The 26,478-nt window shown below is 73.8% G+C and carries 26 protein-coding genes; 14 read left to right on the plus strand and 12 right to left on the minus strand.

Going from position 1 to position 26,478, the window contains the following annotated elements; genetic code table 11:
• Nucleotides 1-45 precede the first annotated feature (45 nt).
• The gene (uriH, locus tag ACU4ZT_RS05005; protein ID WP_270979434.1) at nucleotides 46-981 is read right to left on the minus strand and encodes a uridine-preferring nucleoside hydrolase UriH; all 936 of its coding nucleotides are present in this window, start codon (nucleotides 979-981) and stop codon (nucleotides 46-48) included.
• 101 nt (nucleotides 982-1,082) lie between these two features.
• On the opposite strand from uriH, the gene ACU4ZT_RS05010 reads away from it, so the two are divergent.
• The 3 genes from ACU4ZT_RS05010 to ACU4ZT_RS05020 are packed head-to-tail and all read left to right on the plus strand — an operon-like array spanning nucleotide 1,083 to nucleotide 2,960.
• Nucleotides 1,083-2,192, plus strand: a complete 1,110-nt coding sequence (locus ACU4ZT_RS05010; protein WP_063071679.1) for an adenosine deaminase — start codon at nucleotides 1,083-1,085, stop codon at nucleotides 2,190-2,192.
• A gap of 49 nt (nucleotides 2,193-2,241) precedes the next feature.
• Nucleotides 2,242-2,691: a PTS sugar transporter subunit IIA gene (locus ACU4ZT_RS05015; RefSeq protein WP_063071680.1), complete on the plus strand. Its 450-nt coding sequence runs from the start codon at nucleotides 2,242-2,244 to the stop codon at nucleotides 2,689-2,691.
• Complete coding sequence (locus tag ACU4ZT_RS05020; protein WP_414748208.1) at nucleotides 2,688-2,960, plus strand: PTS sugar transporter subunit IIB; 273 nt, start codon at nucleotides 2,688-2,690, stop codon at nucleotides 2,958-2,960. The genes ACU4ZT_RS05015 and ACU4ZT_RS05020 overlap by 4 nt, the downstream gene beginning before the upstream one ends.
• Here ACU4ZT_RS05020 and ACU4ZT_RS05025 read toward each other — a convergent pair.
• The 4 genes from ACU4ZT_RS05025 to ACU4ZT_RS05040 all read right to left on the minus strand — a co-directional run bounded on the left by ACU4ZT_RS05025 (nucleotide 2,909) and on the right by ACU4ZT_RS05040 (nucleotide 7,175).
• Nucleotides 2,909-3,934: a hypothetical protein gene (locus ACU4ZT_RS05025; protein ID WP_270979102.1), complete on the minus strand. Its 1,026-nt coding sequence runs from the start codon at nucleotides 3,932-3,934 to the stop codon at nucleotides 2,909-2,911. The two genes, ACU4ZT_RS05020 and ACU4ZT_RS05025, sit on opposite strands and share 52 nt — an antisense overlap.
• Nucleotides 3,931-4,557, minus strand: coding sequence for a MerR family transcriptional regulator (locus tag ACU4ZT_RS05030; protein ID WP_270979103.1), 627 nt, complete (start codon nucleotides 4,555-4,557; stop codon nucleotides 3,931-3,933). Before ACU4ZT_RS05030 ends, ACU4ZT_RS05025 begins: the two co-directional genes overlap by 4 nt.
• A 90-nt stretch (nucleotides 4,558-4,647) precedes the next feature.
• On the minus strand, nucleotides 4,648-6,351 hold the full coding sequence (locus ACU4ZT_RS05035) for a phospho-sugar mutase (RefSeq protein ID WP_445338199.1): 1,704 nt from the start codon (nucleotides 6,349-6,351) through the stop codon (nucleotides 4,648-4,650).
• Entirely contained in the window at nucleotides 6,348-7,175 is an 828-nt protein-coding gene (locus tag ACU4ZT_RS05040; protein ID WP_063071685.1) for a purine-nucleoside phosphorylase, read from the minus strand. The genes ACU4ZT_RS05035 and ACU4ZT_RS05040 overlap by 4 nt, the downstream gene beginning before the upstream one ends.
• Nucleotides 7,176-7,285: 110 nt before the next feature.
• Between ACU4ZT_RS05040 and ACU4ZT_RS05045 the strand changes: the two genes are divergently transcribed.
• A complete protein-coding gene (locus tag ACU4ZT_RS05045; RefSeq protein ID WP_445338201.1) occupies nucleotides 7,286-8,725 on the plus strand; it encodes an NAD(P)H-quinone dehydrogenase in 1,440 nt (479 codons plus the stop codon).
• 79 nt (nucleotides 8,726-8,804) lie between these two features.
• On the opposite strand, the gene ACU4ZT_RS05050 is transcribed toward ACU4ZT_RS05045, so the two are convergent.
• Complete coding sequence (locus ACU4ZT_RS05050) at nucleotides 8,805-10,574, minus strand: acetyl/propionyl/methylcrotonyl-CoA carboxylase subunit alpha (RefSeq protein WP_063071687.1); 1,770 nt, start codon at nucleotides 10,572-10,574, stop codon at nucleotides 8,805-8,807.
• Nucleotides 10,575-10,696: 122 nt separating this feature from the next.
• Between ACU4ZT_RS05050 and ACU4ZT_RS05055 the strand changes: the two genes are divergently transcribed.
• Nucleotides 10,697-11,224, plus strand: a complete 528-nt coding sequence (locus ACU4ZT_RS05055; RefSeq protein WP_063071688.1) for a hypothetical protein — start codon at nucleotides 10,697-10,699, stop codon at nucleotides 11,222-11,224.
• Nucleotides 11,225-11,257: 33 nt separating this feature from the next.
• Here the strand turns inward: ACU4ZT_RS05055 and ACU4ZT_RS05060 are convergent, their stop codons facing one another.
• Nucleotides 11,258-11,944, minus strand: coding sequence for a Maf family protein (locus ACU4ZT_RS05060; RefSeq protein WP_414763140.1), 687 nt, complete (start codon nucleotides 11,942-11,944; stop codon nucleotides 11,258-11,260).
• 83 nt (nucleotides 11,945-12,027) lie between these two features.
• On the opposite strand from ACU4ZT_RS05060, the gene ACU4ZT_RS05065 reads away from it, so the two are divergent.
• From ACU4ZT_RS05065 to ACU4ZT_RS05080, 4 genes are all read left to right on the plus strand, one after another.
• Nucleotides 12,028-13,275, plus strand: a complete 1,248-nt coding sequence (locus ACU4ZT_RS05065) for a class I SAM-dependent RNA methyltransferase (RefSeq protein ID WP_445971906.1) — start codon at nucleotides 12,028-12,030, stop codon at nucleotides 13,273-13,275.
• A 103-nt stretch (nucleotides 13,276-13,378) separates the two neighbouring features.
• On the plus strand, nucleotides 13,379-14,083 hold the full coding sequence (locus ACU4ZT_RS05070; protein WP_414748203.1) for a response regulator transcription factor: 705 nt from the start codon (nucleotides 13,379-13,381) through the stop codon (nucleotides 14,081-14,083).
• On the plus strand, nucleotides 14,073-15,419 hold the full coding sequence (locus ACU4ZT_RS05075; RefSeq protein WP_414748202.1) for a sensor histidine kinase: 1,347 nt from the start codon (nucleotides 14,073-14,075) through the stop codon (nucleotides 15,417-15,419). The genes ACU4ZT_RS05070 and ACU4ZT_RS05075 overlap by 11 nt, the downstream gene beginning before the upstream one ends.
• Nucleotides 15,416-16,438 (plus strand): hypothetical protein, encoded by a 1,023-nt coding sequence (locus ACU4ZT_RS05080; protein ID WP_063071692.1) that lies wholly within the window; start codon nucleotides 15,416-15,418, stop codon nucleotides 16,436-16,438. The genes ACU4ZT_RS05075 and ACU4ZT_RS05080 overlap by 4 nt, the downstream gene beginning before the upstream one ends.
• Before the next feature lie 294 nt (nucleotides 16,439-16,732).
• Here the strand turns inward: ACU4ZT_RS05080 and ACU4ZT_RS05085 are convergent, their stop codons facing one another.
• The gene (locus tag ACU4ZT_RS05085) at nucleotides 16,733-16,987 is read right to left on the minus strand and encodes an acyl-CoA carboxylase epsilon subunit (RefSeq protein ID WP_414748201.1); all 255 of its coding nucleotides are present in this window, start codon (nucleotides 16,985-16,987) and stop codon (nucleotides 16,733-16,735) included.
• On the minus strand, nucleotides 16,984-18,555 hold the full coding sequence (locus ACU4ZT_RS05090; protein ID WP_270979436.1) for an acyl-CoA carboxylase subunit beta: 1,572 nt from the start codon (nucleotides 18,553-18,555) through the stop codon (nucleotides 16,984-16,986). The genes ACU4ZT_RS05085 and ACU4ZT_RS05090 overlap by 4 nt, the downstream gene beginning before the upstream one ends.
• Before the next feature lie 151 nt (nucleotides 18,556-18,706).
• Between ACU4ZT_RS05090 and ACU4ZT_RS05095 the strand changes: the two genes are divergently transcribed.
• The 5 genes from ACU4ZT_RS05095 (at nucleotide 18,707) to ACU4ZT_RS05115 (ending at nucleotide 23,556) form a co-directional block, all read left to right on the plus strand.
• A complete protein-coding gene (locus ACU4ZT_RS05095; RefSeq protein ID WP_270979117.1) occupies nucleotides 18,707-19,489 on the plus strand; it encodes a biotin--[acetyl-CoA-carboxylase] ligase in 783 nt (260 codons plus the stop codon).
• Nucleotides 19,490-19,492: 3 nt separating this feature from the next.
• On the plus strand, nucleotides 19,493-20,287 hold the full coding sequence (locus tag ACU4ZT_RS05100; RefSeq protein ID WP_270979119.1) for a PH domain-containing protein: 795 nt from the start codon (nucleotides 19,493-19,495) through the stop codon (nucleotides 20,285-20,287).
• A gap of 159 nt (nucleotides 20,288-20,446) precedes the next feature.
• Entirely contained in the window at nucleotides 20,447-21,574 is a 1,128-nt protein-coding gene (locus tag ACU4ZT_RS05105) for a 5-(carboxyamino)imidazole ribonucleotide synthase (protein ID WP_270979120.1), read from the plus strand.
• Between the two features lie 111 nt (nucleotides 21,575-21,685).
• Nucleotides 21,686-22,210 carry a 5-(carboxyamino)imidazole ribonucleotide mutase gene (gene purE / locus ACU4ZT_RS05110; protein ID WP_063071697.1) on the plus strand — a complete coding sequence of 175 codons (525 nt, stop codon included), beginning with the start codon at nucleotides 21,686-21,688 and terminating at the stop codon, nucleotides 22,208-22,210.
• The gene (locus ACU4ZT_RS05115; RefSeq protein WP_270979123.1) at nucleotides 22,207-23,556 is read left to right on the plus strand and encodes an LCP family protein; all 1,350 of its coding nucleotides are present in this window, start codon (nucleotides 22,207-22,209) and stop codon (nucleotides 23,554-23,556) included. Before purE ends, ACU4ZT_RS05115 begins: the two co-directional genes overlap by 4 nt.
• An 18-nt stretch (nucleotides 23,557-23,574) precedes the next feature.
• Here the strand turns inward: ACU4ZT_RS05115 and ACU4ZT_RS05120 are convergent, their stop codons facing one another.
• The 3 genes from ACU4ZT_RS05120 to ACU4ZT_RS05130 all read right to left on the minus strand — a co-directional run bounded on the left by ACU4ZT_RS05120 (nucleotide 23,575) and on the right by ACU4ZT_RS05130 (nucleotide 26,415).
• Complete coding sequence (locus ACU4ZT_RS05120) at nucleotides 23,575-24,714, minus strand: glycosyltransferase family 4 protein (RefSeq protein WP_081235007.1); 1,140 nt, start codon at nucleotides 24,712-24,714, stop codon at nucleotides 23,575-23,577.
• Nucleotides 24,715-24,815: 101 nt separating this feature from the next.
• Nucleotides 24,816-25,562 (minus strand): ABC transporter ATP-binding protein, encoded by a 747-nt coding sequence (locus ACU4ZT_RS05125; RefSeq protein ID WP_063071699.1) that lies wholly within the window; start codon nucleotides 25,560-25,562, stop codon nucleotides 24,816-24,818.
• On the minus strand, nucleotides 25,546-26,415 hold the full coding sequence (locus ACU4ZT_RS05130; protein ID WP_081235009.1) for an ABC transporter permease: 870 nt from the start codon (nucleotides 26,413-26,415) through the stop codon (nucleotides 25,546-25,548). The genes ACU4ZT_RS05125 and ACU4ZT_RS05130 overlap by 17 nt, the downstream gene beginning before the upstream one ends.
• Nucleotides 26,416-26,478: the final 63 nt, after the last annotated feature.

Consider the following 26,478-nt stretch of genomic DNA (forward strand, 5'->3'; position numbering starts at 1 on the left):
CCGGTCGCCGTGCCGCGACCCAGTCCGGGCCAGGCTGCCCCGGCCTCAGCCGATGCGCTCCAGCGCGTCCACCACCACGTCCCAGAACGCGGCGTGGTCGAGGTCGACCGCCACCTGCGTCGTGCAGTCCGCGGGCGCGGGGCGCCGGAGGTCCGCCACCGTCATGCCCGTCGTGTGCGTGCCCGTGAGCTCCACCGAGATCGGCGCGCGCCGCACCGAGACGATCCGCGGGTCGATGACGCGCGCGACGGCGCACGGGTCGTGCACGGGCGGGCTCGGGAAGTCCTGCCGGTCGTGGTACGCGCGACCGTACGACTCCATCGAGTCGACGACGAAGCGCGCGGCCGGCGTGCCGAGGGCCGCGATGCGCGCCATGACCTCCGGGGTCGCCGTCGCCTGGTACGTGAGGTCGAGTCCGACCATCGTCACGGGCCACGCCTCGCCGAAGACGATGTGCGCGGCCTCCGGGTCGACCGCGACGTTGAACTCCGCCACGGCCGTGCGGTTGCCGTGGTGGTAGCCGCCGCCCATCAGCACCACCTCCTTCACGCGCTCGACGATGCGCGGCTCGCGCCGCACGGCCAGGGCGATGTTGGTGAGCGCGCCCAGCGGCACGAGCGTGATCTCGCCGGGCGCGTGCGCCATGACGGTCTCGATGATGAGGTCCACCGCGTGCCGCGGGTCGAGCGCCACGGTCGGCTCCGGCAGCTCGGGCCCGTCGAGCCCGGTCTCGCCATGGATCTCCGGCGCCGTCATCACGGGGCGCACGAGCGGGCGCGCGCAGCCGGCGGCGACGGGAACGCCGCGGATCCCGGCGACGGTCGCGACCGCGAGCGCGTTGCGCGTCACCTTGTCCAGCGTCTGGTTGCCGGCGACGGTGGTGATGCCGACGAGCTCCACCTCGGGGCTCCCGTGCGCGAGCATGAGCGCGAGCGCGTCGTCGTGCCCGGGGTCGCAGTCGATCAGGATCTTGACGGGCACGGGGTCCTCCGGCTGCTCGGGCGGCACGATGCCTCGCGCCCCGATGATGAGTGTGCTCACGGCCTCGTCGCGGGCCTCGTCGAGGCTAGTAGATTCGTCCCATGACGATCGCTCCCGAGGACTCCACGCTGCCCGGCGGAGGGTCGTACCGCGACCTCCCCAAGGTCTCCCTTCACGACCACCTCGACGGCGGCCTCCGCCCCGCCACGATCGTCGACATCGCCGACCAGATCGGCCTCGAGCTGCCCGCGACGGGCGCGGACGCGCTCGGCGAGTGGTTCCGCACCAGCGCCGACTCCGGATCCCTCGTCGACTACCTGAAGACGTTCGACGTCACCATCGCGGTCATGCAGACCGAGGAGAACCTCGCCCGCGTCGCGCGCGAGTTCGTCGAGGACCTCGCGGAGGACGGCGTCGTCTACGGCGAGATCCGCTGGGCACCCGAGCAGCACCTCACCACGGGCCTCTCGCTCGACGCGGTCGTCGAGGCCGTGCAGGCGGGCATCGAGGAGGGCGTCGAGGCGGCGGGCGGCTCCATCCGCGTCGGCCAGCTCGTGAGCGCCATGCGCCACCTCGACCGCGGCACCGAGATCGCCGAGCTCGCCGTCCGCCACCGCGACCGCGGCGTCGTCGGGTTCGACATCGCCGGACCCGAGGCGGGCTTCCCGCCGTCCCGCCTGCAGGGCGCGTTCGACCTGCTCGCGCGGGAGTGGATGCCCCGCACCATCCACGCGGGCGAGGCCGACGGCCTCGAGTCCATCCGAGGCGCGCTGCTCGACGGCCGGGCGCTCCGCCTCGGCCACGGCGTGCGCATCGCCGAGGACATCGAGATCGACAGCGAGGAGGGCGAGGACGTCTTCGTCACGCTCGGCACGCTCGCGCAGTGGGTGAAGGACCGCGGCATCCCGCTCGAGCTCAGCCCGTCGTCGAACCTGCAGACCGGCGCCATCGAGGCGTGGGGCGACCAGATGGTCGACCACCCGTTCGACCTGCTCTACCAGCTCGGCTTCGCCGTCACGGTGAACCCCGACAACCGCCTCATGAGCGGCACGAGCATCAGCCGCGAGCTCGCGCTCCTCACGGACGCGTTCGCCTACGACCTCGACGACCACGAGGTGTTCCAGCTCAACGCGGCGGCCGCGGCCTTCCTCCCGCTGGAGGAGCGCGAGGCGCTCGCCGACATCGTCTCCGACGGGTTCGCCCGCCTGTAGCCCGGGGCCGTCGGCCCGTCATCGCCCGCCCGCACCAGAGAGGCCGCACGTGCTCCCACCGCTCCCGGACGACGCCGTCACGCTCCGCGCCGAGGCCGCCGACTGGCGCGCCGCCGTGCGCCTCGCGGGCGACGCGCTGGTGCGCTCGGGCTCGGCCACGTCCGACTACGCCGACGCCATGATCCGGGTCATCGAGGAGTTCGGCGCCTACGTCGTCATCGCGCCCGGCCTCGCCCTGGCGCACGCGCGGCCGGGCCCGGAGACCCTCGCGGACGGCCTCGCGGTCGTCACGCTGCGAGAGCCGGTGTCGTTCGGGCACGCCCACAACGACCCCGTCGACGTCATCGTCGGGCTCGCGGTCACCACGGTCGACCGGCACGTCACGTCGGTCGCGGACATGGCCAACATCTTCAACGACGCCACCGCGATCCCGCGGCTGCGCGCGGCCACCACGGTCGAGGAGGTCCGGCGCGTCATGGCCGGCGAGGAGGACGCATGAAGGTCGTCGCGATCTGCGGGGTGGGGATCGGCACGTCCGGGATCCTCAAGGTGAACGCCGAGCGGGCCCTCGCGCGCCTCGGCATCGAGGCGGACGTCACGGCGGCCGACCTCGCGAGCGTCGCGACGATCGGCGAGGACGCGCAGGTCATCCTCACGTCGCCCGAGCTCGTCGACCGGATCGGCCCGACCTACGCCGACATCGTCGTCATCGAGAACTACTTCGACCTGGAGGAGATCTCCGCCAAGCTCGACGCCGCGCTCGGCTGATCCGCGCCCTGCCGATCCGTCGGGGTCGGAGCCGTCGCCCGACCGGCCGTCGCCGGGGGAGCCGCGCCCCCGCGCGCGATCGCGATCCCGGCCGCCAGGAGCGACATCCCGGCGATCCCCGCGCCGGCCGCGAGCACCGCGGGCGACGGCGCGGTGATCGGCTGCCCCGCGAGCGCCTGCGCGGTGACGAGCGCGACCACCGCGAGGTACGCGACCGCCGCGATCGCCGTCAGCCGCACGCGTACGCGGTCGGGCGCGAGCGCCGGGATCCGCCGCCCCGCCAGCCCGAGCAGCAGCGCCGCCACCGGCAGCAGCTGGAGCGCGTGCATGCCGATGAAGTGCGGGATCCTCAGATCGCCTGCCGTCGTGCTCCAGCCGAGCACGGGGAGCCCGGGACCGCCGTCCGCCGCGCCCACCGCGTGCGCTCCGGCCACGCCGTGGAAGTCGGCGAGCTGGGCGGCGGTCGGCGAGGTCATGAGGTACGCGAGGCCGATGCCCACGAGCGCGATGAGCGCGCCGGCGCGGATCCCGAGCGTGAGCGCCGGGTCGGGCAGCCGGAGCCGCAGGACCGCGATGCTCGTGACGAACGTGCAGAGGTACAGCACGGTGATCGACGTGGCCATGACGCCCCAGAGCACGGTCGCGAGCGGCGTCGCGATGTTGAAGTGGCTCGTCGTCCCGGCGGCCGCCGCGCCCACGATGACCGCCTGCTCGACGACGAGCGCGACCGCGACCACCGTGCCGAGCACGTGCGCGGGCCGCCGGAAGCGGGGGAGGTGCGCGATGAGCCAGGCCCAGGACACGGCGTAGACGAGGATCGATAGCGCGAACTTGGCGGGCTTGTCCCAGACGGGCGCGCCCGCCACGAGGCGGTCGTCGACCACGCGTCCCACGACGCAGACGGCGGCGACCACGACCATGAGCGCGGCCACCGTCATGAGCGGCCGGTGCCACCCGACGGCGCGGCGGATCACGACGCGGCCCCCGCCGGCATCGCGACGGTCGCCTGCGCGATGCGCCGGAGCCCGGCGGCCAGCTCGTCTCCCAGCACGGTGCCGACGACCATGAGCTCGGCCATCGCGGTGCGGTCGGGCCGGGCGCGCACGGCGGCGAGGTCCGCCTCGGCCTGCACCCCCGCGGCCTCCGCGTAGCGCGCCAGGTAGCCGTCCTCCATCGGATGCCCGGAGCGGGCGAAGGCGTCCACCGCCCGCGCCGCCTGGGCGCGGCCGGCGTGCCCGTCGAGGACGCACCAGCCGGCCTCCTCCGTGACCGCGTCGATCCGGGCGAGCGCGTCGGGCGCGGGCGCGTCCGCCGGCGGCGGGCCGTGGGTCAGCGCATCCTGCGCGACCGCGAAGACGTCCTGCACGCGGCGGTCGTCGTCGTCGAGCACGGCGAGGACCTCGCGGGCGCGGGCGACGGGGAGCCGCCCGACGTCGATGAGGGCGCGGATCAGTCGCACCCGGCGCGCGTGCTCGTCGTCGTAGTCGGTGCGGTTGTCGCTCACGCGCGTGCCCGCCGGCAGCAGGCCCTCGCGGACGTAGTACTTGACGGTGGCCGCGGGGACGCCCGTGGCGGCGGCGAGCTCGGTGATGCGCATGCCGCGAGGCTAGCGCACTGATAGCGCCACTACCAGTGAACGGGAGACGACGACCCGCGGGCCGCTCGAGCGGCCCGCGGATCCGCCGCCTCAGACCTCGAGCAGGTGCGGGACGGCCTCGGCGAGGTCGGCGATGATCGCGCGCGCCGCGTCCCGCCGCTCCGCCACGGTGCCCTCGGTGCTCTGGGCGTCGAGGTAGACCTTCACCTTCGGCTCGGTGCCGCTCGGGCGCACGATGAGCCGGGCGCCGTCCCCCAGGTGGAAGCGGAGCACGTCGCTCGGGGGGAGGTCGCCGAAGCCGTCGACCAGGTCGTCCATGCGCTCGACCGCGCGCGAGCCGATCCGGGTCGGCGGGTCCTGGCGCAGCTTCGCCATGATGCGCGGGATGACCGCGAGGTCGGTGACGCGCACCGAGATCTGGTCGCTCGCGAACGAGCCGAAGCGCTCCGCGAACTCGCGGTCGTAGTCGTCGATGGTCTGCCCGCGGGACTTCAGCAGCAGCACGCCGTGCAGCACGGCGACGGCGGCCGAGATGCCGTCCTTGTCGCTCGTGATCCACGGGGCCACGAGGTACCCGAGCGCCTCCTCGTAGCCGTAGACGATGTCGGGGGCGCGCGAGATCCACTTGAAGCCCGTGAGCGTCTCGCGGTAGCCGAAGCCGAGCTCGCGGGCGACGACCTCGAGCGCGGGGGAGGAGACGAGGCTCGACGCGAACGTGCCCGTGTTGCCGTCGGCCGTGTAGCGCTCGGCGATGCCGAGGCCGAGGAGCATGCCGACCTCGTTGCCGGACAGCCGCCGCCAGGCGCCGTGCTCGTCCGCGATGGCGACGGCCAGGCGGTCGGCGTCGGGGTCGTTGGCGATGATGAGCTCGGCGTCCGCGGCGACGGCCGCCTGGAACGCGAGGTCGAGCGCACCCGGCTCCTCCGGGTTCGGGAACGCCACGGTCGGGAAGTCGGGGTCGGGATCCGCCTGCGCGGCCACGACGATCGGCCGGTCGACCCCGACCGCGTCGAACACGCGCGCCGCGGTCTCCCACCCGACGCCGTGCAGCGGCGTGTACACCCAGGTGAGCGGCGCGAGCGGCGCGGCGAAGAGGTCGGCGACCTCGCGCACGTAGGAGTCGACGAGCGACTCGGGCGCGATCTCGTAGTCGTCGGCGACGGGCAGCTGCTGCACCGTCCGCTCGCCCGCGGCCTTGTGGATGAAGGCGGCGATGTCGCGGTCGGCGGGGCTGACGATCTGCGCCCCGTGGTCCTCGTCGCCGAGGTAGACCTTGTAGCCGTTGTCGCGCGCCGGGTTGTGCGAGGCCGTCACCATGACGCCGGCGCTCACCGCGAGGTGCTTCACGGCGTAGGCGAGGAGCGGCGTCGGCAGCGCGCGGGGGAGCAGCACGGTGCGGACGCCGGCGCCCGCCATGATCCGCGCGGTGTCCTCCGCGAACACGCGGGAGTTGTGCCGCCCGTCGTAGCCGACGACGATGCTCGGCCGGGGGCTGCGGCTGCGGAGGTAGTCGGCGAAGCCCGCGGCGGCCTGCGCCACGAGCACGCGGTTCATGCGGTTCGGGCCGGCGCCCAGCTCGCCGCGGAGGCCCGCGGTGCCGAACTGGAGCCGCGTCTGGAAGCGATCGCGCAGCTCGGCGGAGGCCTGCTCGCGGTCGGACGCGGACGCGTCGGTCGCGGTGCCGGCCACGCGCGCGAGGAGCGCGTCGACCTCGGCGCGGGTGACGGGATCCGGGTCCTGCGCCTGCCACGCCCGCGCGGCGGCGACGAGCGCCTGCGTCTCCTCCCGGCTCACAGGGCGCCCACGATGCGGGCGAGCATCCCGCCGATGCGGCCCTCGGCGGCGCGTCCGGCCTCGATGACCTCCTCGTGGCTGAGCGGCGTCTCCTGGATGCCGGCGGCGAGGTTCGTGATGAGCGACATGCCGAGCACCTCCATGCCGGCCTCGCGCGCGGCGATGGCCTCGAGCGCGGTGGACATGCCGACGATGTGCCCGCCGATCGCCTCCGCCATGCGCACCTCGGCGGGCGTCTCGTAGTGCGGGCCGCGGAACTGGCAGTAGACGCCCTCGTCGAGGTCGGGCTCCACCTCGTGCGCGATCGCGCGGAGGCGGGCCGAGTAGAGGTCGGTGAGGTCGACGAACGTCGCGCCCTCGAGCGGCGAGTCGGCGGTGAGGTTGATGTGGTCGCTGATGAGCACGGGGGTGCCGGGCGTCCAGTGCCGCTTGATGCCTCCGGCGCCGTTGGTGAGGATCATGGTGGTCGCGCCGGTCGCCGCCGCGGTGCGGACGCTGTGCACGACCCGGCGGACGCCGTGGCCCTCGTAGTAGTGCGTGCGCGCGCCGATGACGAGGGCGCGGCGGCCGGACGGCAGCAGGACGCTGCGGAGCGAGCCGACGTGGCCCTCGAGCGCGGGCTTCGAGAACCCGACGACCTCGGTGGCCGGGATCGTGGCGGTGGTCTCGCCGATGAGGTCCGCCGCGCGCCCCCATCCGCTGCCGAGGGTGAGGGCGATGTCGTGGCGCTCGACGCCCGTGAGCTCGGCGATCTGCCGGGCCGCCTGCCGCGCGATCTCCTGGGGGTCGGCGTCGGGAGACTCGAGGGGGTTGCTGTAGGTCATGCCCCGATCCTAAATGCGCGTGGACCCGCGCCCCGGGCGGCATCGGCGGCGACGCGGGAGGGCCGGGTGACGGGTTCGCGCGGGGCCGGGGCCTGCGGGATGATGTGCGCATGGGATACGAGTTCGAGGCCAACCAGAGGATCGCCATTCTCGGAGGGGGCCCGGGCGGATACGAGGCCGCCATCGCCGGAGCCCAGCTCGGCGCCGAGGTCACGCTCGTGGAGCGCGTGGGCGTGGGCGGCTCCGCCGTGATTACCGACGTCGTCCCCTCGAAGACCCTCATCGCGACCGCGGAGGCCACCAACGCGCTCGGCGAGGCCGCCGACCTGGGCGTCCAGTTCTTCTCCCGCGGCGAGCAGACCCGCCGGCCCGTGCGGCCCGAGGTCGCCGTCAACCTGCAGGCCGTCAACGACCGGCTCCTCCGCCTCGCGCGCCAGCAGTCCGAGGACATGAAGTCGAGCCTCATCCGCGCGGGTGTCCGCATCGTGCAGGGCGAGGGCCGCCTCGACGGGCCGAACCGCATCATCGTCTCCACGGGGCGCGGGGGCGCGGGCACCGACTTCGACGAGATCGATGCGGACACGACCGTCATCTCCACCGGCGCGAGCCCGCGCATCCTCCCGACGGCCAGGCCCGACGGCGAGCGGATCCTCACCTGGACCCAGCTCTACACGATGGAGTGCGTGCCCGAGCACCTCATCGTCGTGGGATCCGGCGTCACGGGCGCCGAGTTCGCCTCGGCCTACACGGCGCTCGGCGCCAAGGTCACGCTCATCTCCTCCCGCGACCAGGTGCTGCCCGGCGAGGACGCCGACGCCGCCCGCGTCATCGAGGACGTCTTCACGCGCAACGGCATGACCGTGCTGTCGAAGTCCCGCGCCGAGTCGGTCGTCCGCGACGGCGACCGCGTCGTCGCGACGCTCTCCGACGGCCGCGTCGTGGAGGGCAGCCACTGCCTCATGGCGGTCGGATCCGTGCCCAACACCGCAGGGATCGGCCTCGAGGAGGCGGGCGTGCAGATGAGCGACTCCGGCCACATCCGCGTGAACCGCGTCGCGCGCACCTCGGTGCCGAGCGTGTACGCCGCGGGCGACTGCACGACGTTCCTGCCGCTGGCCTCGGTGGCGGCGATGCAGGGGCGCACGGCGGTCTACCACGCCATGGGCGACGCGGTCAGCCCCACGGAGCTCCGCAACGTGACGTCGAACATCTTCACGCAGCCGGAGATCGCCACGGTCGGCTGGTCGCAGAAGCAGATCGAGGAGGGGCTCGCGCAGGGCGACATCTACAAGCTGCCGCTCGCCTCGAACCCCCGCGCGAAGATGCAGAACGTGAAGGACGGCTTCGTGAAGCTGTTCGCGCGCACCGGCTCCGGCACGGTCATCGGCGGCGTCATCGTGGCACCCAAGGCGAGCGAGCTGATCTTCCCGCTCGCGCTCGCCGTGGAGCACCGGCTCACGGTCGACGACGTGGCCCGCGCGTTCACGGTCTACCCGTCGCTGTCGGGGAGCATCTCCGACGCGGCGCGGGCGATGCACATCGTGCTCTGAGCCTCCGGCCGCGCCGCGCGGCCCACATGCGACGACGGCCGGCCCCCGAGGGGACCGGCCGTCGTCGCGCGCGGCGGGATCAGACGATGTCGAGCAGGCGGTGCCCCGACGGGACGGTCTGGCCGACCTCGGCCGCGAGGCCGGTGACGGCGCCGTCCCGGTGCGCCGTGAGCGGCTGCTCCATCTTCATGGCCTCGAGCACCACGAGGAGGTCGCCCTTGACGACCTGCTGGCCCTCCTCGACGGCGAGCTTGACGACGGTGGCCTGCATGGGCGAGGTGACGGATCCGCCGCCCGAGGTGTCGACCGCGCCGGCCTGCTTGCGCCGGGCGGGGGCTGCGGCAGCGCGACGGGACGAGGACGCGCCCGCGGCGGGCGCGAGGTCCTCGGGGAGGCTCACCTCGATGCGCTTGCCGCCGACCTCGACCACGACGGTGTGCCGCGCGGGCGCCTCGGCGGCGTCCGCCAGCGCGCCGGACCACGGCTCGATGGTGTTGTCGAAGTCGGTCTCGATCCACCGGGTGTAGACGGAGAACGGAGCCCCGTCCGCGGGGGCGAACGCGGGGTCGCGCACGATCGCACGGTGGAAGGGGAGCACGGTCGGCAGGCCCTGCACCTCGAACTCGTCGAGCGCTCGACGCGAGCGCTCGAGGGCGTCCTCGCGGCTGGATCCCGTGACGATGAGCTTCGCGAGCAGCGAGTCGAAGGCGCCGGAGATCTCGTCGCCCGCGCGGACGCCGGAGTCGACGCGCACGCCGGGGCCGCCGGGAGCCTGGAACACGTGCACGGGGCCGGGCGCGGGGAAGAAGCCGCGGCCCGGGTCCTCGCCGTTGATGCGGAACTCGAACGAGTGACCGCGCGGCGCCGGGTCGTCGTAGTCGATGAGGCCGCCCGCGGCGATGCGGAACTGCTCGCGCACGAGGTCGATCCCGGTGACCTCCTCGGACACGCAGTGCTCCACCTGCAGGCGCGTGTTGACCTCGAGGAAGGAGATGGTGCCGTCCTGCGCGACGAGGAACTCGCACGTGCCGGCGCCGACGTAGCCCACCTCGCGGAGGATCGCCTTCGACGCCGCGTAGAGCTGGGCGTTCTGCTCGTCGGTGAGGAACGGCGCGGGCGCCTCCTCGACGAGCTTCTGGTGGCGGCGCTGGAGCGAGCAGTCGCGGGTCGAGATCACGACGACGGTGCCCGCGCTGTCGGCGAGGCACTGGGTCTCGACGTGGCGCGGGCGGTCGAGGTACTTCTCGACGAAGCACTCGCCGCGGCCGAACGCCGCGACGGCCTCGCGGGTGGCGGACTCGAACAGCTCCGGCACCTCCTCGCGGGTGCGGGCGACCTTGAGGCCGCGGCCGCCGCCGCCGAACGCCGCCTTGATGGCGACCGGCAGGCCGTGCACGTCGACGAAGTCGAGCACCTCGGCGGCGCCGGCGACCGGGTTCAGCGTGCCGGGCGCGAGCGGCGCGCCCACGCGCTCGGCCACGTGCCGCGCGGTGACCTTGTCGCCGAGCTGCTCGATGGCGCTCGGGGAGGGGCCGATCCAGATGAGGCCCGCGTCGATGACCTGCTGCGCGAAGTCGGCGTTCTCGGCGAGGAAGCCGTAGCCGGGGTGCACCGCGTCGGCGCCCGAGCGGCGCGCGACGGAGAGGAGCTTCGCGATGACGAGGTAGGTGTCCGCGCTCGTCTGCCCGTCGAGGGCGTAGGCCTCGTCGGCGAGCGTGACGTGCAGCGCGTCGCGGTCCTGGTCGGCGTAGACGGCGACCGAGCCGATCCCCGCGTCCCTCGCCGCTCGGATGATGCGGACGGCGATCTCGCCTCGGTTGGCGATCAGGACCTTGTTCACACGCGTCATGGGACCCCAGCCTAGGGTCTGGGATCGGCCCGGCTCCGGAGGGTCGCCACAGACATGCGGGCCGTCGGGGTGCGCGCGTCGACAAACGGCGTGCGCGATCCGGGCCCTGGCATGATCGACGCATGACCGCATCCGGCACCGGCGACGACGACGCGCGGGCCGCCGCGGCCGACCTCGCCGACCTCCTCGCCCGCACGGTGGCCGAGTTGCAGGCCCGCCGGTCCCCGGACGAGGCGCTCGCCGAGGTGCGCGCCAAGCGCTCCTTCGGCCCCATCAAGCGGCAGCCCGCGATGGTCCCGGTCGGCCGCGCATGGCGGCTCGGCGTGCTGCTCCTGTCGGCCGACGGGTCGCTGCGCCGCACCGGCAGCATCACCCGGGCGGTCGAGCCGACGCGCTCGCAGGGCCTCGACTCGGGCGTCGAGGCGCGCAAGGAGGCCAGGCGCCAGGCCGTGCGGTCCTTCGCGGAGGGCGACGCGGTCGACTACGACTGGGAGCCCATCGCGCTCGACGCCGCGTCGCTCGCGCGCGGATCCGGCCCGCTCTCCCTCCGCGGACGCGAGCTGCGCGTGCAGTGGGGCCCGAACGCGCACGAGACCCGGCCGCTGGCGGCGTATCTCGCCGACCGCATCGAGGTGCTCGGGATGGGCTGAGGTCGTCCCGCAGGCGCCGACCCGCCCGCCGGATCAGACGGGGTCGGCTCCGAGCAGGCGCGCCTCGACGGCGCCCTGGCGGTTCCAGAGGTCCGGCCAGGCCACGTCGAGCTCCCGCACCAGCGCGCGCAGGGTGGGGAGCGACAGGCCGACGACCGTGCTCGGGTCGCCCTGGATCCGCTCGATGAACGCGGCGCCGAGGCTGTCGATGGTGAACGAGCCCGCCACCAGCAGCGGCTCGCCGGTGGCGACGTAGGCGTCGATCTCGGCGTCGTCGATGTCGGCGCGGAAGCGCACGTCGGCGACCGCGGCGCGGCCGATGCCGCGGACGATCCGGCCGTCGACCACCTCGATCAGCCAGTGCCCGGAGTGGAGGCGGCCCTCTCGGCCGCGCTGCGCCCGCCAGCGCTCGGTGGCGCGCTCGACCGTGTGCGGCTTGCCGTGCACGACGCCGTCGACCTCGAACGCGGAGTCGCCGCCGAGCACGAGGCCGGTCAGGGGCGCCCCCGCGACGAGCTGGCCCACGACGGCCTCGGCCTTGGCGCGCGCGAGCAGCTGCACCATCTCCTCCGGCCCGAGCGGCCCGCGATCCGCCTCCGCGGCGGCGACGGCGGCGGGCTCGTCCACGTCGGACGGCAGGACGACGGGCTCGATGCCGGCCGACCGCAGCAGGGCCAGGCGGGCGGGGGACGTGGAGGCGAGATGCAGGCGCGTCGTCATCGGATCATCGTGGCATGCGCGGTCGGGGTGCCACGGTGCCCGCTCCGTCGGACGGGGGCGCCCGCGTGTGTCAGGGTTGCGGCATGGGTGAGCAGGTGGGCCGCGAGGTCGAGGTGGACGTGACCAACATCGCGCACGGGGGAGTCTCCGTCGCCAGGCACGACGGGCGGGTGGTCTTCGTCTCGGACGCGATCCCGGGCGAGCGGGTGCGCGCGCGCATCACGGAGGACTCCAAGAAGTCGTTCTGGCGCGCCGACACGGTCGAGGTGCTCGACGCCTCCCCGCACCGCCGCCCCCACGTGTGGGCCGAGGCCTCCGTCGACCGCGCGCCCGAGGACCGGGTCGGCGGCGCCGAGCTCGGCCACATCGACCTCGCCCACCAGCGCGAGCTGAAGCGCCAGGTCGTCGTCGACTCCCTCTCCCGCATGGCCCGCGTCGAGCGCGAGGTCGAGGTCGAGGCGCTCCCCGGCGACGACGAGGCGGGCGGCCTCGGCTGGCGCACGCGCGTCAGCCTGCACGTCGACGACGGCGGCCGCGTGGGCCCGTACGCCTCCCGCTCGCACCGCGTCATCCCCGTGCAGTCCCTCCCGCTCGCGACGGAGGGCGTGAACGGCGCGGCGCCCTTCGGCCAGCGCTTCCCCGGCGTCGAGGGCGTCGACCTCGTGGCGCCCGCCGAGGGGCACGTGCGCATGCTGCTCATCGACGGCAAGCCGCAGCGCCGCGACACCATCACCGAGCGCGTCCGCGACCGCGAGTTCAAGCTGGAGGCGGGCGGCTTCTGGCAGGTGCACCGCCGTGCGGCCGAGACCCTGTACGACGCCGTGCAGTCCTCCATCGACGAGGCCCTGTTCGACCCGCGCGCCGCCAACCTCGACCTCTACGGCGGGGTCGGCCTGCTGGCCGCCGCCGTGGGCGACCGCTTCGGCGACACCGTGCGCATCACCAGCGTGGAGAGCGACGAGGTCGCCACCGAGTTCGCGGGCGACAACCTCGCCGAATGGGTGGGCGCCGCGTCGCTCACCGCGCGCGTCGACCGGTACCTGCAGAAGCTCGTCCGCGAGGCGAGCCCCGCCGAGCGACGCCGGCTCCAGGGCGCCACCGTCGTGCTCGACCCGCCGCGCGCGGGCGCGAAGAAGCCCGTGGTGGACGCGCTCGTCGACCTGCACCCGGCGCAGGTCGTGTACGTGGCGTGCGACCCGGTGGCCCTCGCCCGCGACGTGGCGCTCTTCGCGGAGGGCGGCTACGAGCTCCGCTCGGTGCGCTCCTTCGACCTCTTCCCGCACACGCACCACGTCGAGAGCGTGGCCGTGCTGGTGCCCGCCGCGTCCTGATCCGCGACCGCCTCCGGGCATCCGGCGGCCGCGGTGCTGGGCGTTACAGTGGGCGAGGGGACCGCGGGCGCACGCCGGCGGGCACGCGACGAGGGGGATCCGGATGACCGAGACCACGCAGGGATCCGCTCCCGCTTCCGAGGCGCGGCCTCCCGTGCGCGTCGCCGTCGTCGACGACCACGAGTCGGTGCGCCTCGGCCTCAAGGCCGCGTGCCTCGACGCCGGCTACGAGTTCATCCTCGCCGCCGCCAACGCCCGTGAGCTCGTGGACGGCCTGGTCGGCCGCGAGTGCGACGTGGTCGTCCTCGACCTGTCGCTCGGCGACGGCTCGTCGGTCACCGACAACGTCAAGGCCGCGCAGGGCACGGGCGCCGCGGTGCTCGTCCACAGCATCGCCGACCGCGTCGCGAGCGTCCGCGAGGCGCTCGCCGCCGGTGCCGCGGGCGTGATCCCGAAGTCGTCCGCCACGCAGACCGTCATGGCCGCGGTCGCCACCGTCGCGCGCGGCGACGTGCTCAACAACCTCGAGTGGGCCACCGCGATCGACGCCGACCGGGACTTCGCGAAGGCGCAGCTCGGCCGCCGCGAGCGCGACGTGCTCCACCTCTACGCCTCCGGCCTGCCGCTCAAGCTCGTGGCGCAGCAGCTCGGCATCGCGAACAGCACGGCCCGGGAGTACCTCGACCGGATCCGCGTGAAGTACGTCGAGGTCGGACGCCCCGCGCCCACCAAGGTCGACCTCCTGCGCCGCGCCGTGGAGGACGGCATCCTCCCGGGGCTGGACCAGGACGGCGGCGATGCCCGCTAGCCCACCGGCCAGCGCGCCGCTGAACGCGGCACCCGTGACGCGCGCCCGCGCCGGCGAGCCGCCGCGCACGCCCGACAACCCCATCAGCCTCGCCCGCATCGAGACGATCCTCGGCCGCGGCGCCGGCGCCTTCGGTCTCCTCTTCGCGCTGCAGTCCGTGCAGGTGATCGTCGAGCAGCTCGACGGCATGCGGCCCGCGTGGAGCGCGGTCTTCCTCACGCTCTTCTTCGGCGGCCTCGTCTGGACCTGCGTCGCCGGCGTCATCCGCCGCGGCGTGGTGCCGGCGCACGCGACGGTGGCCGTCGTGTTCGTCGCGGGCCTCGTCACGTGGCCCCTCGCCATCGAGCCGGCCACCTACGCGGCCATCCCCCAGCCGTTCCTCTACCAGGAGCTCACGGTCGCGACGACGTGCGCCGCGATGGCGTTCCGGCTGTGGATCGCGGTGATCTACACGGTCGCCGCGCCGCTGCTGCTCAGCGTCCTCGAGGTGCTCGTGCGCCACGGCGGCGTGACGCCCATGGACTCGTTCCTGCAGGCGCTCTACTCGATCATCCTGGGCGGGTCGGTCCTCATGCTCGTGACCGTGCTCCGGCAGGCGGCCCTCGGCGTGGATTGGGCGCAGGGCACGGCCCTCACGCGCTACTCGCACGCCGTCCGGCAGCACGCGACGGAGGTCGAGCGCGTGCAGGTCGACGCGATCGTGCACGACAGCGTGCTCACGACGCTGCTCTCCGCGGCGCGCACCGGGGATCCGGCCGGCCGCGAGCTCGCCGCCGTCATGGCCGCCAACGCCATGGGCCACCTCGCGGCCGCCGAGCAGGGCACCGACGAGGACGCCGCGGTCCCGCTGCGCGCCGTGGCGAAGCGCATCGTCGACGCCGCATCGGCGCTGTCCGCGCCCTTCGTGCTCGAGACGCGCGACCTGGGCACGCGCACCGTGCCCGTCGCGACGGCGGAGGCCATCTACTCGGCGGCGGTGCAGGCCATGATGAACAGCCTCCAGCACGCGGGCACGTCGGCCGAGTCCATCACGCGCCGCCTCGTGATCGCGGGCCACGGCGAGCAGGGCGTCGCCATCGACGTCGTCGACGACGGGGCCGGCTTCGACCAGCGGCGCATCCCCACCGAGCGCCTCGGTCTCCGCGTCTCCATCAAGGAGCGCGTGGCGCAGGCGGGCGGCGTCGTCACGATCGACTCGGCGCCGGGCGAGGGCACCGCCGTGCGCATCCGGTGGCCCGCGCCCGGCGACGCAGCGGGTCCCGGAGCGGTGCCCCGGGTCGCGGACGGCCCGGCGCCCGGCGAGGCCCCGGTCGACGGCGAGGGGAGCGCCCGGTGATCGTCGTGCCGCGCTCCATCATCCTGGGCCTCGCGGCGCTGTTCTCCGCGTACCACGTGATCCTCGGGCTCGTCGCCATCGCGGCCCCGGCGGATCCGGCCATCACCGTGCTCGCGATCGCCCTCTACGTGGTCGCCACCGGCATGAGCCTCTGGCCGAGGAGCCCCACGGTCATGCCGGCCTGGCTCGCGGCCTTCAACCTCGCGGTCGCCATCGTCATGCCCATCCTCGTCACCAGCCAGCTCACCGCCGGGGCGACGCCGCCCTTCTCGACCTGGCACATCGCGGCCGTGGGCACGCTGATGACGATCACGTCCGCGCGCCGCCGGCAGGGGTTCGCCTGGGCCGGCGTCCTGGTGCTCGCGATCCAGACGGTGCTCTGGGCGGGGCCGGGCGGGCTCGTCGACTACGGCGTCACGGGCAGCGCGCTGTGGGTGGCCGTCTCGCACGTCCTCGCGCACGCCCTGTCCAAGGCCGCCCGGGATGCGCGGCAGTTCCACCGTGCCGAGCGGGAGGCCGCCGACTGGCAGGCCGCGCAGGAGGCGCACCTCTACGAGCGGCAGTTCCGTCTCCGGCAGACAAGCCGCATGGCGGTCCCGATGCTCCGACGCATCGTCGAGACCGGGGGCGACCTGTCGCCCGAGGAGCGGCAGGAGTGCCTCTACCTCGAGGGCGCGATCCGCGACGAGATCCGCGGACGCACGCTCCTCAACGACGCCGTGCGGGAGGAGGTGATGCTCGCCCGCCGCCGGGGGACGGTCGTCACGCTCCTCGACGAGGGCGGCATCGACGACCTCGACGACGCCACGCGCGACGTCGTGCTCGACCGGCTCGCGGAGGCGGTGCGGGACACGCGCGCGGACAAGATCATCGCGCGGACGGTGCCCGAGGGATCCGACACCGCCGTGACGGTCGTCGGCCTCAGCGTCGCCGGGGACGGCAGCGCGAGCCTGCTCGGCAGCGAGGACCTCGACGACGAGGTCGACCTCTGGCTCGAGATCCCGCGCCCGCGCCCCTGACCCGCGGTCGACCGGGACGGTCGGAGGGGCGGCGTCCGGGTCCGGGCGCTGAGAGACGCGGAGGCCGGTGATCCACCGGACGCCTCCGCGCCTCTCCGGTCATCCCGATGACCCGAGCACCAGGATGATCCGCCCCCGGGCGTCGTCCGCTCACCACAGTTGGACGACGCCCTGTTGCGCGACCCGGGATCCGGGCCCCCCAGCACGACGAGTCTCACGGAGCGGGAGGGACCGGCCAAGTCGTCATTTCCGAGGACACGCGCGCCCGCACGATGTCCGGTCGGATCGGGCCGATCAGCCGGAGAAGCCGCGCCAGCGACCGGCCCCCGGCACCAGGGTGCCGCGGACCGTGCGCTGGGACCGCTGCCAGGCGTCGGGCGCCCGCCGGGCGGGCTGCTCGACGGCGGGGCCGGCCGCGAGGGCGGCGAGCACCGCGGTCGCGGCCGCGAGCTCCTCCGCCGTGGGGGACCCGCCGAGCACCCGGAGGCCGCCGCGGACCGGCCGGGCCGCGGGGGATCCGGCACGGGAGGAGTCGCGCGCGTCGCTCACAGCGGGATGTTCCCGTGCTTCTTGGGCGGCAGGCTCGCGCGCTTGGTGCGCAGCGCGCGGAGCGCCTTGACGACCGACGCGCGCGTGGCGGCCGGCTGGATCACGTTGTCGAGCTCGCCGCGCTCGGCCGCGAGGAACGGGCTCGCGACGTTGTACGTGTACTCGTTCGCGAGGCGCGTGCGCACGGCGGCGACGTCCTCGCCCGCGGCCTCGGCGCGCTTGATCTCGCCGCGGTAGAGGATGTTGACGGCGCCCTGGCCGCCCATCACCGCGATCTCGGCCGTCGGCCACGCGAGGTTGATGTCGGCGCCGAGCTGCTTGGAGCCCATGACGATGTAGGCGCCGCCGTAGGCCTTCCGCGTGATGACGGTGACGAGCGGCACGGTCGCCTCGGCGTACGCGTAGAGGAGCTTCGCGCCGCGGCGGATGACGCCCGTCCACTCCTGGTCGGTGCCGGGAAGGTAGCCGGGCACGTCGACGAGCGTGAGGATCGGGATGGAGAACGCGTCGCAGAAGCGCACGAACCGGCTGGCCTTCTCGCCCGCCTCGATGTTGAGCGTGCCCGCCATCGCGTTCGGCTGGTTCGCGACGATGCCGACCGAGCGTCCCTCGACGCGGGCGAAGCCGACGATGATGTTCGGCGCGAAGAGCGGCTGCGTCTCGAGGAACTCGCCGTCGTCGACGATGAGCTCGATGATCGTCCTCATGTCGTACGGCTGGTTCGGGCTGTCCGGGATGATCGTGTCGAGCTCGAGGTCGCGGGCCGTGATCTCGAGGTCGGCCGTGCGCGGGAACTCCGGCAGCTCGGCGAGGTTGTTGTCCGGCAGGAAGCCGAGGAGGGTGCGCGCGTAGTCGAGCGCGTCGTCCTCGTCGCTCGCGAGGTAGTGGGAGACGCCTGAGACGCGGTTGTGCGTGAGTGCGCCGCCGAGCTCCTCGAAGCCGACCTCCTCGCCCGTGACGGTCTTGATCACGTCGGGGCCGGTGACGAACATGTGGCTGGTCTTGTCGACCATGATCACGAAGTCGGTGAGCGCGGGGGAGTAGACGGCGCCGCCCGCCGCCGGGCCCATGATGAGCGAGATCTGCGGGATGACGCCCGACGCGCGGGTGTTCAGGCGGAAGATCTCGCCGTACTTGCCGAGCGCGACCACGCCCTCCTGGATGCGCGCGCCGCCCGAGTCGAGGATGCCGATGATGGGCACGCCCGTCTTGATGGCGAGCTCCATGACCTTGATGATCTTCTCGCCCGCGACCTCGCCGAGCGAGCCGCCGAAGATCGTGAAGTCCTGCGAGTAGACGGCGACCTGGCGCCCGTTGACGGTGCCCGTGCCCGTGACGACGGAGTCGCCGTACGGCCGCTTCGCGTCCATGCCGAACGCGTGCGTGCGGTGGCGCACGAACTCGTCGAGCTCCACGAACGACCCGTGGTCGAGCAGTTGGTCGATGCGCTCGCGGGCGGTCATCTTGCCGCGCGCGTGCTGCTTCTCGATGGCGGCCTCGCCGCTCGCGGTGACGGCCTCGTGGTAGCGCCTCTTCAGGTCGGCGAGCTTCCCGGCGGTCGTGTACATGTCCGGGGCGGCGGCGCCCTCGTCTGGCTCGTGTGCAGTCACCCGCCTCACTGTACCGGCGGGTCGGGGCGCGGCCCTTGTGGGGAGTGCACAGAAGGTCGCGCGCCGGGGGTGCGGTCTCCTCCTGCTCGGCGCTCGGTACGGTGACCGCATGGACCTCCCGCTCAGCCGCCTCGCCGCCCCGCGGCTCCTCGCCCTCGACACCGCGGGATCCACCAACGACGAGCTGACGCGGCGGGCCGCGGGCGATCCGTCGGCGTGGCCCGACGGGTCCGTCGTCGTCACGCTCGATCAGACCGCGGGCCGCGGACGCCGGGGGCGCGTCTGGGTCGCGCCGCCCGGCCGGACGCTGGCCGTGAGCGTCCTCTGCGCTCCCGCGCGCGCCGAGCTCGACCCGGGCTGGCTGCCGCTCATGGCCGGGCTCGCGCTCGTCGAGACGCTGCGCGCGGTCGTGCCGGCGCCCGCCGTGGTGACGCTCAAGTGGCCGAACGACGTGCACGTCGATGGGCGCAAGGTCTCCGGGATCCTCGGCGAGCTCGTGTCGCCCGGCCGCTACGCGCTCGGGACGGGACTCAACCTGACGCTCGAGGAGGACGAGCTGCCCACGCGCACCTCCACGTCCCTGCGGCTCTCGGGCGTCGCCGAGCCGGACGCGGACGCGATCCTCGCAGCGTTCCTCCGGGCCTTCGGCGCGCGCCGTGCGGCGTGGGAGCGGGCGGGCGGCGACGCGCGCGCCGCCGGCCTCGCGGAGGAGCTCGCGCGCACGTGCGCGACCATCGGCCGCGACGTGCGCGTCGAGCTGCCGGGCGGCGGCGAGCTCCTCGGCCGGGCGACGGGGGTGGACGACCACGGTCGGCTCACCGTCGAGTCGGCCCGGGATCCGGCCGTGACGTCTGTCGCCGCGGGGGACGTGACGCATCTGCGGTATCAATGAGGCATGGCGCACACGGGTGACACGCAGCGGTACGCACCCGGGGAGGGCGGTCGGGCGCTGCCCGTCCGCGGCGGACGCCGGGCCCGGCGCAAGGCCGAGAAGGCGGAGCGCGAGCGCCTGGCCGAGGAGGAGGCCGGTCGTCTGACGGGCGTCCACGACGTGGATCCGCGCGTCGGCCGTCCCGTCGCCCCGCCCGCCGCGCCGACCCAGCAGATCCCGACGGCGGAGCCCGAGCGCGTGCTCGTGCGGCTGCGGCCGCACGGCCGGGCGCTGACGCTCCCCGTGCTGCTCCTCATCGCCATCTGCCTCACGGCCGGCTACTTCGGCGCGTGGTTCCCGGAGCCGTGGGAGAACGTGCTGCTGCTCGTGTCGCTCGCGGGCGTCGCGGTGTTCGTGACGCTGCTGCCCGTGCTCGTGTGGCTCAACCGCCGGTACACGGTGACGACCCGGCGCCTGATCATCTCCCACGGCTTCTTCGTGCGCACCCGCCAGGAGCTCCTGCACTCGCGCGGATACGACGTGACCCTCCGCCGCGGACCGCTCCAGCACCTGCACCGCAGCGGGAACGTCACCGTCAACGCGGGCCTCGAGTCGCCCGTCGTGCTGCGCGACGTCCCGTCCGCGCACCTGGTGGTGCAGGCGCTGCAGGACCTCATGGAGGAGAACGCGAACATGGTGGCGGAGCGCCGTCGCCAGGAGGAGTCGCGACGCGGCCGACCCGGGGATCCGATGTGGCGGCAGCAGGACGACGGCCGGGCGCCGTGGGGCGACGACACCGCGCCCTGGGAGCGCGGCTGAGGCGACGCCGCCGCACGATCGCGGAGGCGCGTGCGCGCTGCGGGCCCGACCGCGATGCGGGAGGATGTGCGGTGGCGCGACGGCCGGGGACGCCGGTCGTCCGCGCCCGTCGCCGTGCCGCATCCGCGCGCCGCACCCACCCACCTGGAGGAGGACACCATGACGCCCACCGTCGGAGTCGTCGGAGGCGGGCAGCTCGCCCGCATGATGATCGCGCCCGCCGTGGAGCTCGGCATCGGGATCCGCGTGCTCGCCGAGGCCGAGGGCATGTCCGCCGGCCTCGCCGCCACCGCCGTCGGCGACCACCGCGACCTCGACGCGGTCCGCGCCTTCGCGCGCGAGGTGGACGTGATCACCTTCGACCACGAGCACGTCCCGCAGCACGTGCTGCGCGCGCTCGTCGCCGAGGGCGTCGCGGTGCACCCGGGCCCGGACGCCCTCCTCGTCGCGCAGGACAAGCTGCTGATGCGCGAGCGGCTCGAGCAGCTCGGCGTGCCCGTCCCCGTCTGGGCGCGGGTCGCCGACCGGGACGCGCTCGCCGCGTTCCTCGCGGACAACGGCGGCGTCGCGGTCGTGAAGACGCCGCGCGGCGGCTACGACGGCAAGGGCGTGCGGGTCGTGCGCTCGGCCGACGACGCCGACGACTGGTTCCAGGCCCTCGACGCCGGCGACGCGCTGCTCGCGGAGGAGCTCGTGGACTACGCGCGCGAGCTCGCCCAGTCCGTCGCGCGTCGCCCGTCCGGCGACATCGTGGCGTGGCCGGTGGTCGAGTCCATCCAGCGCGACGGCGTCTGCGCGGAGGTCATCGCGCCCGCCCACGGCGCGACGCCCCGCCTCCGCGAGGCCGCCGAGGAGATGGCGCGCGGCATCGCCGAGGGCCTGGGCGTCACGGGCGTGCTCGCGGTCGAGCTGTTCGAGACGGTCGACGGCCGCCTCCTCGTCAACGAGCTCGCGATGCGGCCGCACAACACGGGCCACTGGTCGATGGACGGCGCCGTCACGGGCCAGTTCGAGCAGCACCTGCGCGCCGTGCTCGACCTGCCGCTCGGGTCACCCCGGCCGCTCGCGCCGTGGTCGGTCATGATCAACGTGCTCGGCGGGCCGGAGACGGGCACCATCGCCGACCGCTACCCGCAGGCGCTCGCCGACCAGCCGGAGGCGCGGTTCCACTTCTACGGCAAGGAGCCGCGCCCGGGCCGCAAGGTCGGGCACGTCACGGTGGTGGGTGACGACCTCGACGAGGTCGCGTACCGGGCGCGGGCGGCGGCGGCCTTCTTCCGCGGCTGACGGGGACGGGCGGGGGCGTCCGCCGCGAGCGCACGGGGCGTCCGTCCGCGGGGGATCCGCGACGCGCGCGGCTGCGTGGCGCGACGGGGCGCCCAGCATCGCGCGCCTAGCATGGAGCCCGTGAATCCCGACACCTCGCCCCTCGTCGGCCTCGTCATGGGCTCCGACTCCGACTGGAACGTGATGGAGAAGGCGTCCGACGCCCTCCACGCGCTCGGCATCGCCCACGAGGTCCAGGTGCTCTCGGCCCACCGCACGCCCGAGCGGATGATCGCCTACGGCCAGGCCGCGCGCGAGCGCGGCATCCGCGTCATCGTCGCGGGCGCGGGCGGCGCGGCCCACCTGCCCGGCATGCTCGCCTCCGTCACGACCCTGCCCGTCATCGGCGTGCCCGTGCCGCTGAAGACGCTCGACGGCATGGACTCGCTGCTCTCCATCGTGCAGATGCCCGCCGGCGTGCCCGTGGCCACCGTGTCCATCGGCGGCGCGGAGAACGCGGGGCTCCTCGCCGCCCGCATCCTCTCCACCACGGACGCGCGCATCGCCGACGCCCTCGAGCGGCACCGCACGGAGCTGGCGGGGCTCGTGGAGCAGAAGGACGCCGCGCTGCAGCAGAAGGTCCAGCGGCGCACGTGAGCCTCACCCAGCCCATCCGGCACCCGGACACCGCGTCGCCGCGCATCATGACCACGCGGGCCTGGTGGCTCGTCGTGCTGAACGTGCTCATCCCGGGATCCGCCCAGGTGCTCGCGGGGAACCGCCGGCTCGGCCGCGTCGGGCTCGCCTCGACGCTCGTCGTCTGGGTGGTCGGCGTCGTCGCCGCGGGCCTCGCGCTCTTCGCCCGCGGTGCCCTGATCCAGCTGGTGTCCGAGGAGTGGGTGCTCCTCGCGCTGCAGGTGCTGCTTGCGGCCTACGCCGTGCTCTGGGTGGTGCTCGCGCTCGACACCCTGCGGCTCGCGCGCATCATCCGCGTCTCACCGCGGGCCCGGCCGGTCATCGCGGCCCTCTCCGTGCTGCTGATGGTGGGCACCGCCGGGTCCGCCGGGTACGCCGCCTACGTGGTGGGCGTCGGCCGCGGCGCCCTCGGCGGCATCTTCGGCGACTACGCCGGCGAGCCTCCCGTCGACGGCCGGTACAACATCATGCTGCTCGGCGGCGACGCGGGCAGCGACCGGGCGGGCCTCCGCCCCGACAGCATCACCGTGGTCAGCATCGACGCCGCCACGGGCCGGGCCACCATGGTCGGCCTCCCGCGCGACATGGAGGACGTGCCGTTCTCCGACGGGTCGCCGCTCACGGCGCGCTACCCGAAGGGGTACACGCACTGCGACGTCGACGCCTGCATGCTCAACTCCATCTACACGGAGGTCGAGGTCTACAAGCAGGACCTCTACCCCGATGCGAAGGCGAAGGGCAGCCTGCCGGGCATCGAGGCCATGCGCGAGGCCGTGCAGGGCGTGACCGGGCTCACGATCCAGTACTACGTGCTCATCGACATGCAGGGCTTCTCCGACATGGTCGACGCGCTCGGCGGCATCGACGTCGACGTGAAGCGCCGCATCGGCATGGGCTCCGGCCACGACGACAAGTTCCGTCCGGTGCCCATCCCCGAGTGGATCGAGCCCGGCCAGCAGAAGCTCGACGGCTACCACGCCCTCTGGTACGCGCGCTCCCGCTATCAGGCCAGCGACTACGACCGCATGACGCGCCAGCGCGAGGTGCAGCAGGCCGTCGTGCGGCAGTTCGACCCGGCCAACGTGCTCACCAAGTTCGACGCCATCGCGCAGGCCGGCACGCAGGTCGTGAAGACCGACATCCCGCGCGGCACGCTCGGCTCCTTCACTCAGCTCGCGCTGAAGACGAAGGACCAGCCGATCGACGACCTCGAGATCGTGCCGCCGCGCTTCAACTCGCAGAAGCCGGACTTCCCGGCGATCCGCCAGGCCATCCAGCAGCAGTTCGCGCAGGGCTCCGCCAGCTGATGCGTGCGGCCGGACCCGCTACAGGTCGGCGTGCAGCTGCCACACCTTCTCGGCCGCGTCGCGCCAGCTGAACGCGCGCGCCCGGTCCTGGCCCACGACCGCGAGCCGCTCGCGCGCGGCCGTGTCGGAGAGGAGGCCACCGATGGCCTCGGCGAGGCGCAGGGGGTAGCCGTCGACGTCCTCCCGGGGCACGACGACGCCCGCGTCCGCCGCGACCTCGAGGAGCGCGGGCGCGTCCGAGTGCACGACGGGCGTGCCGAACGACAGCGCCTCGATCACGGGCAGCCCGAAGCCCTCGGAGAGGCTCGGGTGGACGAAGACCGTGGCACGGTCGAGGACGACCGCGAGGTCGCCGTCGGACAGGGAGCCGAGGCTGCGCACGCGCGACGGGTCGACGCCCGCCTCGTCCGCGACCTGGGCGAGCTCGACGTCGCCCCACGTCGCGGGGCCGACGACGAGGAGCGGCAGGTCGCCGGTCTCGGGGCGGACGAGCGCCTGCACGAGCGCCTGGACCCCCTTGCGCGGCTCGAGGCTGCCCACCGTGAGGAGGTAGTCGGCCGGCAGGTCGAGCTCCGCCGCACGCGCGTCCGGGTCCTCGGGCAGCGCGATGCGGGGGCTGACGGCGCCGCCGATCACGCGCACGCGGTCGCCCAGGTCGACGAACCGCGCCAGCTCCTCGGCCAGCGCGTGCGAGGGCACGACCACGGCGTCCGCGTGCTTGCGGGCGCGCTTCGCCATGGCCTTCGTCCACGAGACGGACGCGCTCGTCATGCTCTCGGGGTGGGTCCACGCGTTGACGTCGTGGATGGTCGCGACGATCTGGTCGTTCGTGTTCACGCGGTCGTGGCGGCGCAGCGGCGCCAGCAGGCTCGGCGCGTGCACCATGCCGGAGGTGCCGGGCGTGGGCAGGCCGAGCTGCCAGGCGCGCGACAGCTCGCGGCGGGGGAGCGGCACGCGCGTGATCCGGGCGAGGCCGGGCAGGCGCTGCTCGAGGTCGGCGGTCTGCTCGGGGGTGACGGCGGAGACGACGCCCTCGACCTCGCACCCGCTCGGGGTGGCGGCGATGACGGCGCTCGTCAGGTCCTCGGCGTAGCGGCCCATGCCGCCGGGGATGGGCCCGGTCAGCTGGTCGATGATCACGCGCAGCGTGGTGGTCACGATCCTCCATGTCGCGCGGGTGTCGGGCGGGCCCGCGGGAGGACCATCGTACCGGCGCGGGCGGCCGCGACCGGGGAGGAGCGCGCAGGGGCGCGGCGGGCTCAGCCCTCGCGCATCCGCTCGACGGCCTCCTTGGACGGGCCGTCGAACTCGACCCTGCCCGACCGGATGAGGATGCCGCGCTCGCACAGGTCCGAGACCATGTCGAGGTCGTGGCTCACGACCACGAGCGTCTTGCCCTGGTCGTGCAGCTCGCGGATCTTCGCGAGGCACTTGCGCTGGAACGGCTCGTCGCCGACGGAGAGGATCTCGTCCACCAGGAGGATGTCGACCTCGGTGTGGATGGCGACCGAGAAGGCCAGGCGCAGGAACATGCCCGAGGAGTAGTGCTTGACCTCGGTGTCGATGAACTTCTCGATCTCGCTGAACTCCACGATCTGGTCGAAGCGCGCGTCGATCTCGTGCTGCTCCATGCCGAGGATCGCGGCGTTGAGGTAGATGTTCTCGCGGCCGGAGAGGTCGGGGTGGAAGCCCGCGCCCACCTCGATGAGGCCGGCGATGCGGCCGCGGGCGAGCACCTCGCCGCTGTCGGGCTGGTACACGCCGGAGATGAGCTTCAGGAGCGTGGACTTGCCGGATCCGTTGAAGCCCATGAGCGCCACGGACTCGCCGGGCCGCACGGAGAAGCTGACGTCGTCCAGCGCGTCGAAGGTGGAGGCGAGGGGCTTGCGGCGGACGGCCGCGATGACGGTCTCCTTGATGGAGTGGGTGTGGCGGAGGAGGAACGACTTCCGCACGTGCTCGACGATGATGCGCGGGAGCGCGTCCGACTCAGAGGTCCTGGGCAAAGCGCCCCTCCAGCTTCTTGAAGACGAGCTGCCCGAGCAAGAGGCTCAGGAGCGAGACGCCGAGGGCGATGAACCCGTACATCCAGAGGTTCGGCGGCAGCTCGCCCGTGCCGCCCGTGGTCGGGTACCAGAAGGCGGCGTGGAAGAGCTCGACCGCGGCGGTGACGGGGTTCAGCTGGTAGATGACGAGCATCCAGTCCGGCAGCACCTTCGCGACCTGCGCGTACGGGTAGAGCACGGGGGAGGCCCACACGACGACCATCACGATGAGCTCGACGAAGTTCTGCGAGTCGCGGAACGACACGTTGGCGGCGCCGAACAGCATGCCGAGGCCGATGGCGAGCGTGCCGATGATGGCGATCGCGAGGAGGATGCCGAGCACCTGCACGGGCGTCGGCGCCCAGCCCACGAAGAGGCACACGACGAGGAGGATGACGAGCTGCGGCAGGAAGTTGACCAGCGCCACGAAGGTGCTGGACACCGGGAAGAGCTCGCGCGGCAGGTAGATCTTCTTGATCAGCGCGCCGTTGTCCACGAGCGACTTCGTGGAGTTGGAGAACGCCTCCGTGTAGAAGTTGATGAGGATGATGCCCGAGAACAGGTAGACGGGGTAGTTCACCTGGTTGCGGTTGAGCTGCAGGAAGATCCCCATCGCCACGAAGAACACCGCGAACTGCGCGGCCGGCTTCACGTACGACCAGAGCCAGCCGAGCACCGAGCCGCGGTAGCGGACCTGCACCTCCTTGCGCACGAGCAGGGAGAGGAGGTACCGCCTCCGGTACACGTCGAGGAGCCCCGCGCCCGTCCCGGGCCTCGAGAACTCCCGGGACTGGGAACTCGTCATGCTCGACACTTCGGTGGTGCCCTTCGGACTGCGTGGGGCTCGCACGGGGTGCGGAGCGGGTTCGGCTGCGGC

Source organism: Clavibacter davisi, from assembly GCF_052751415.1.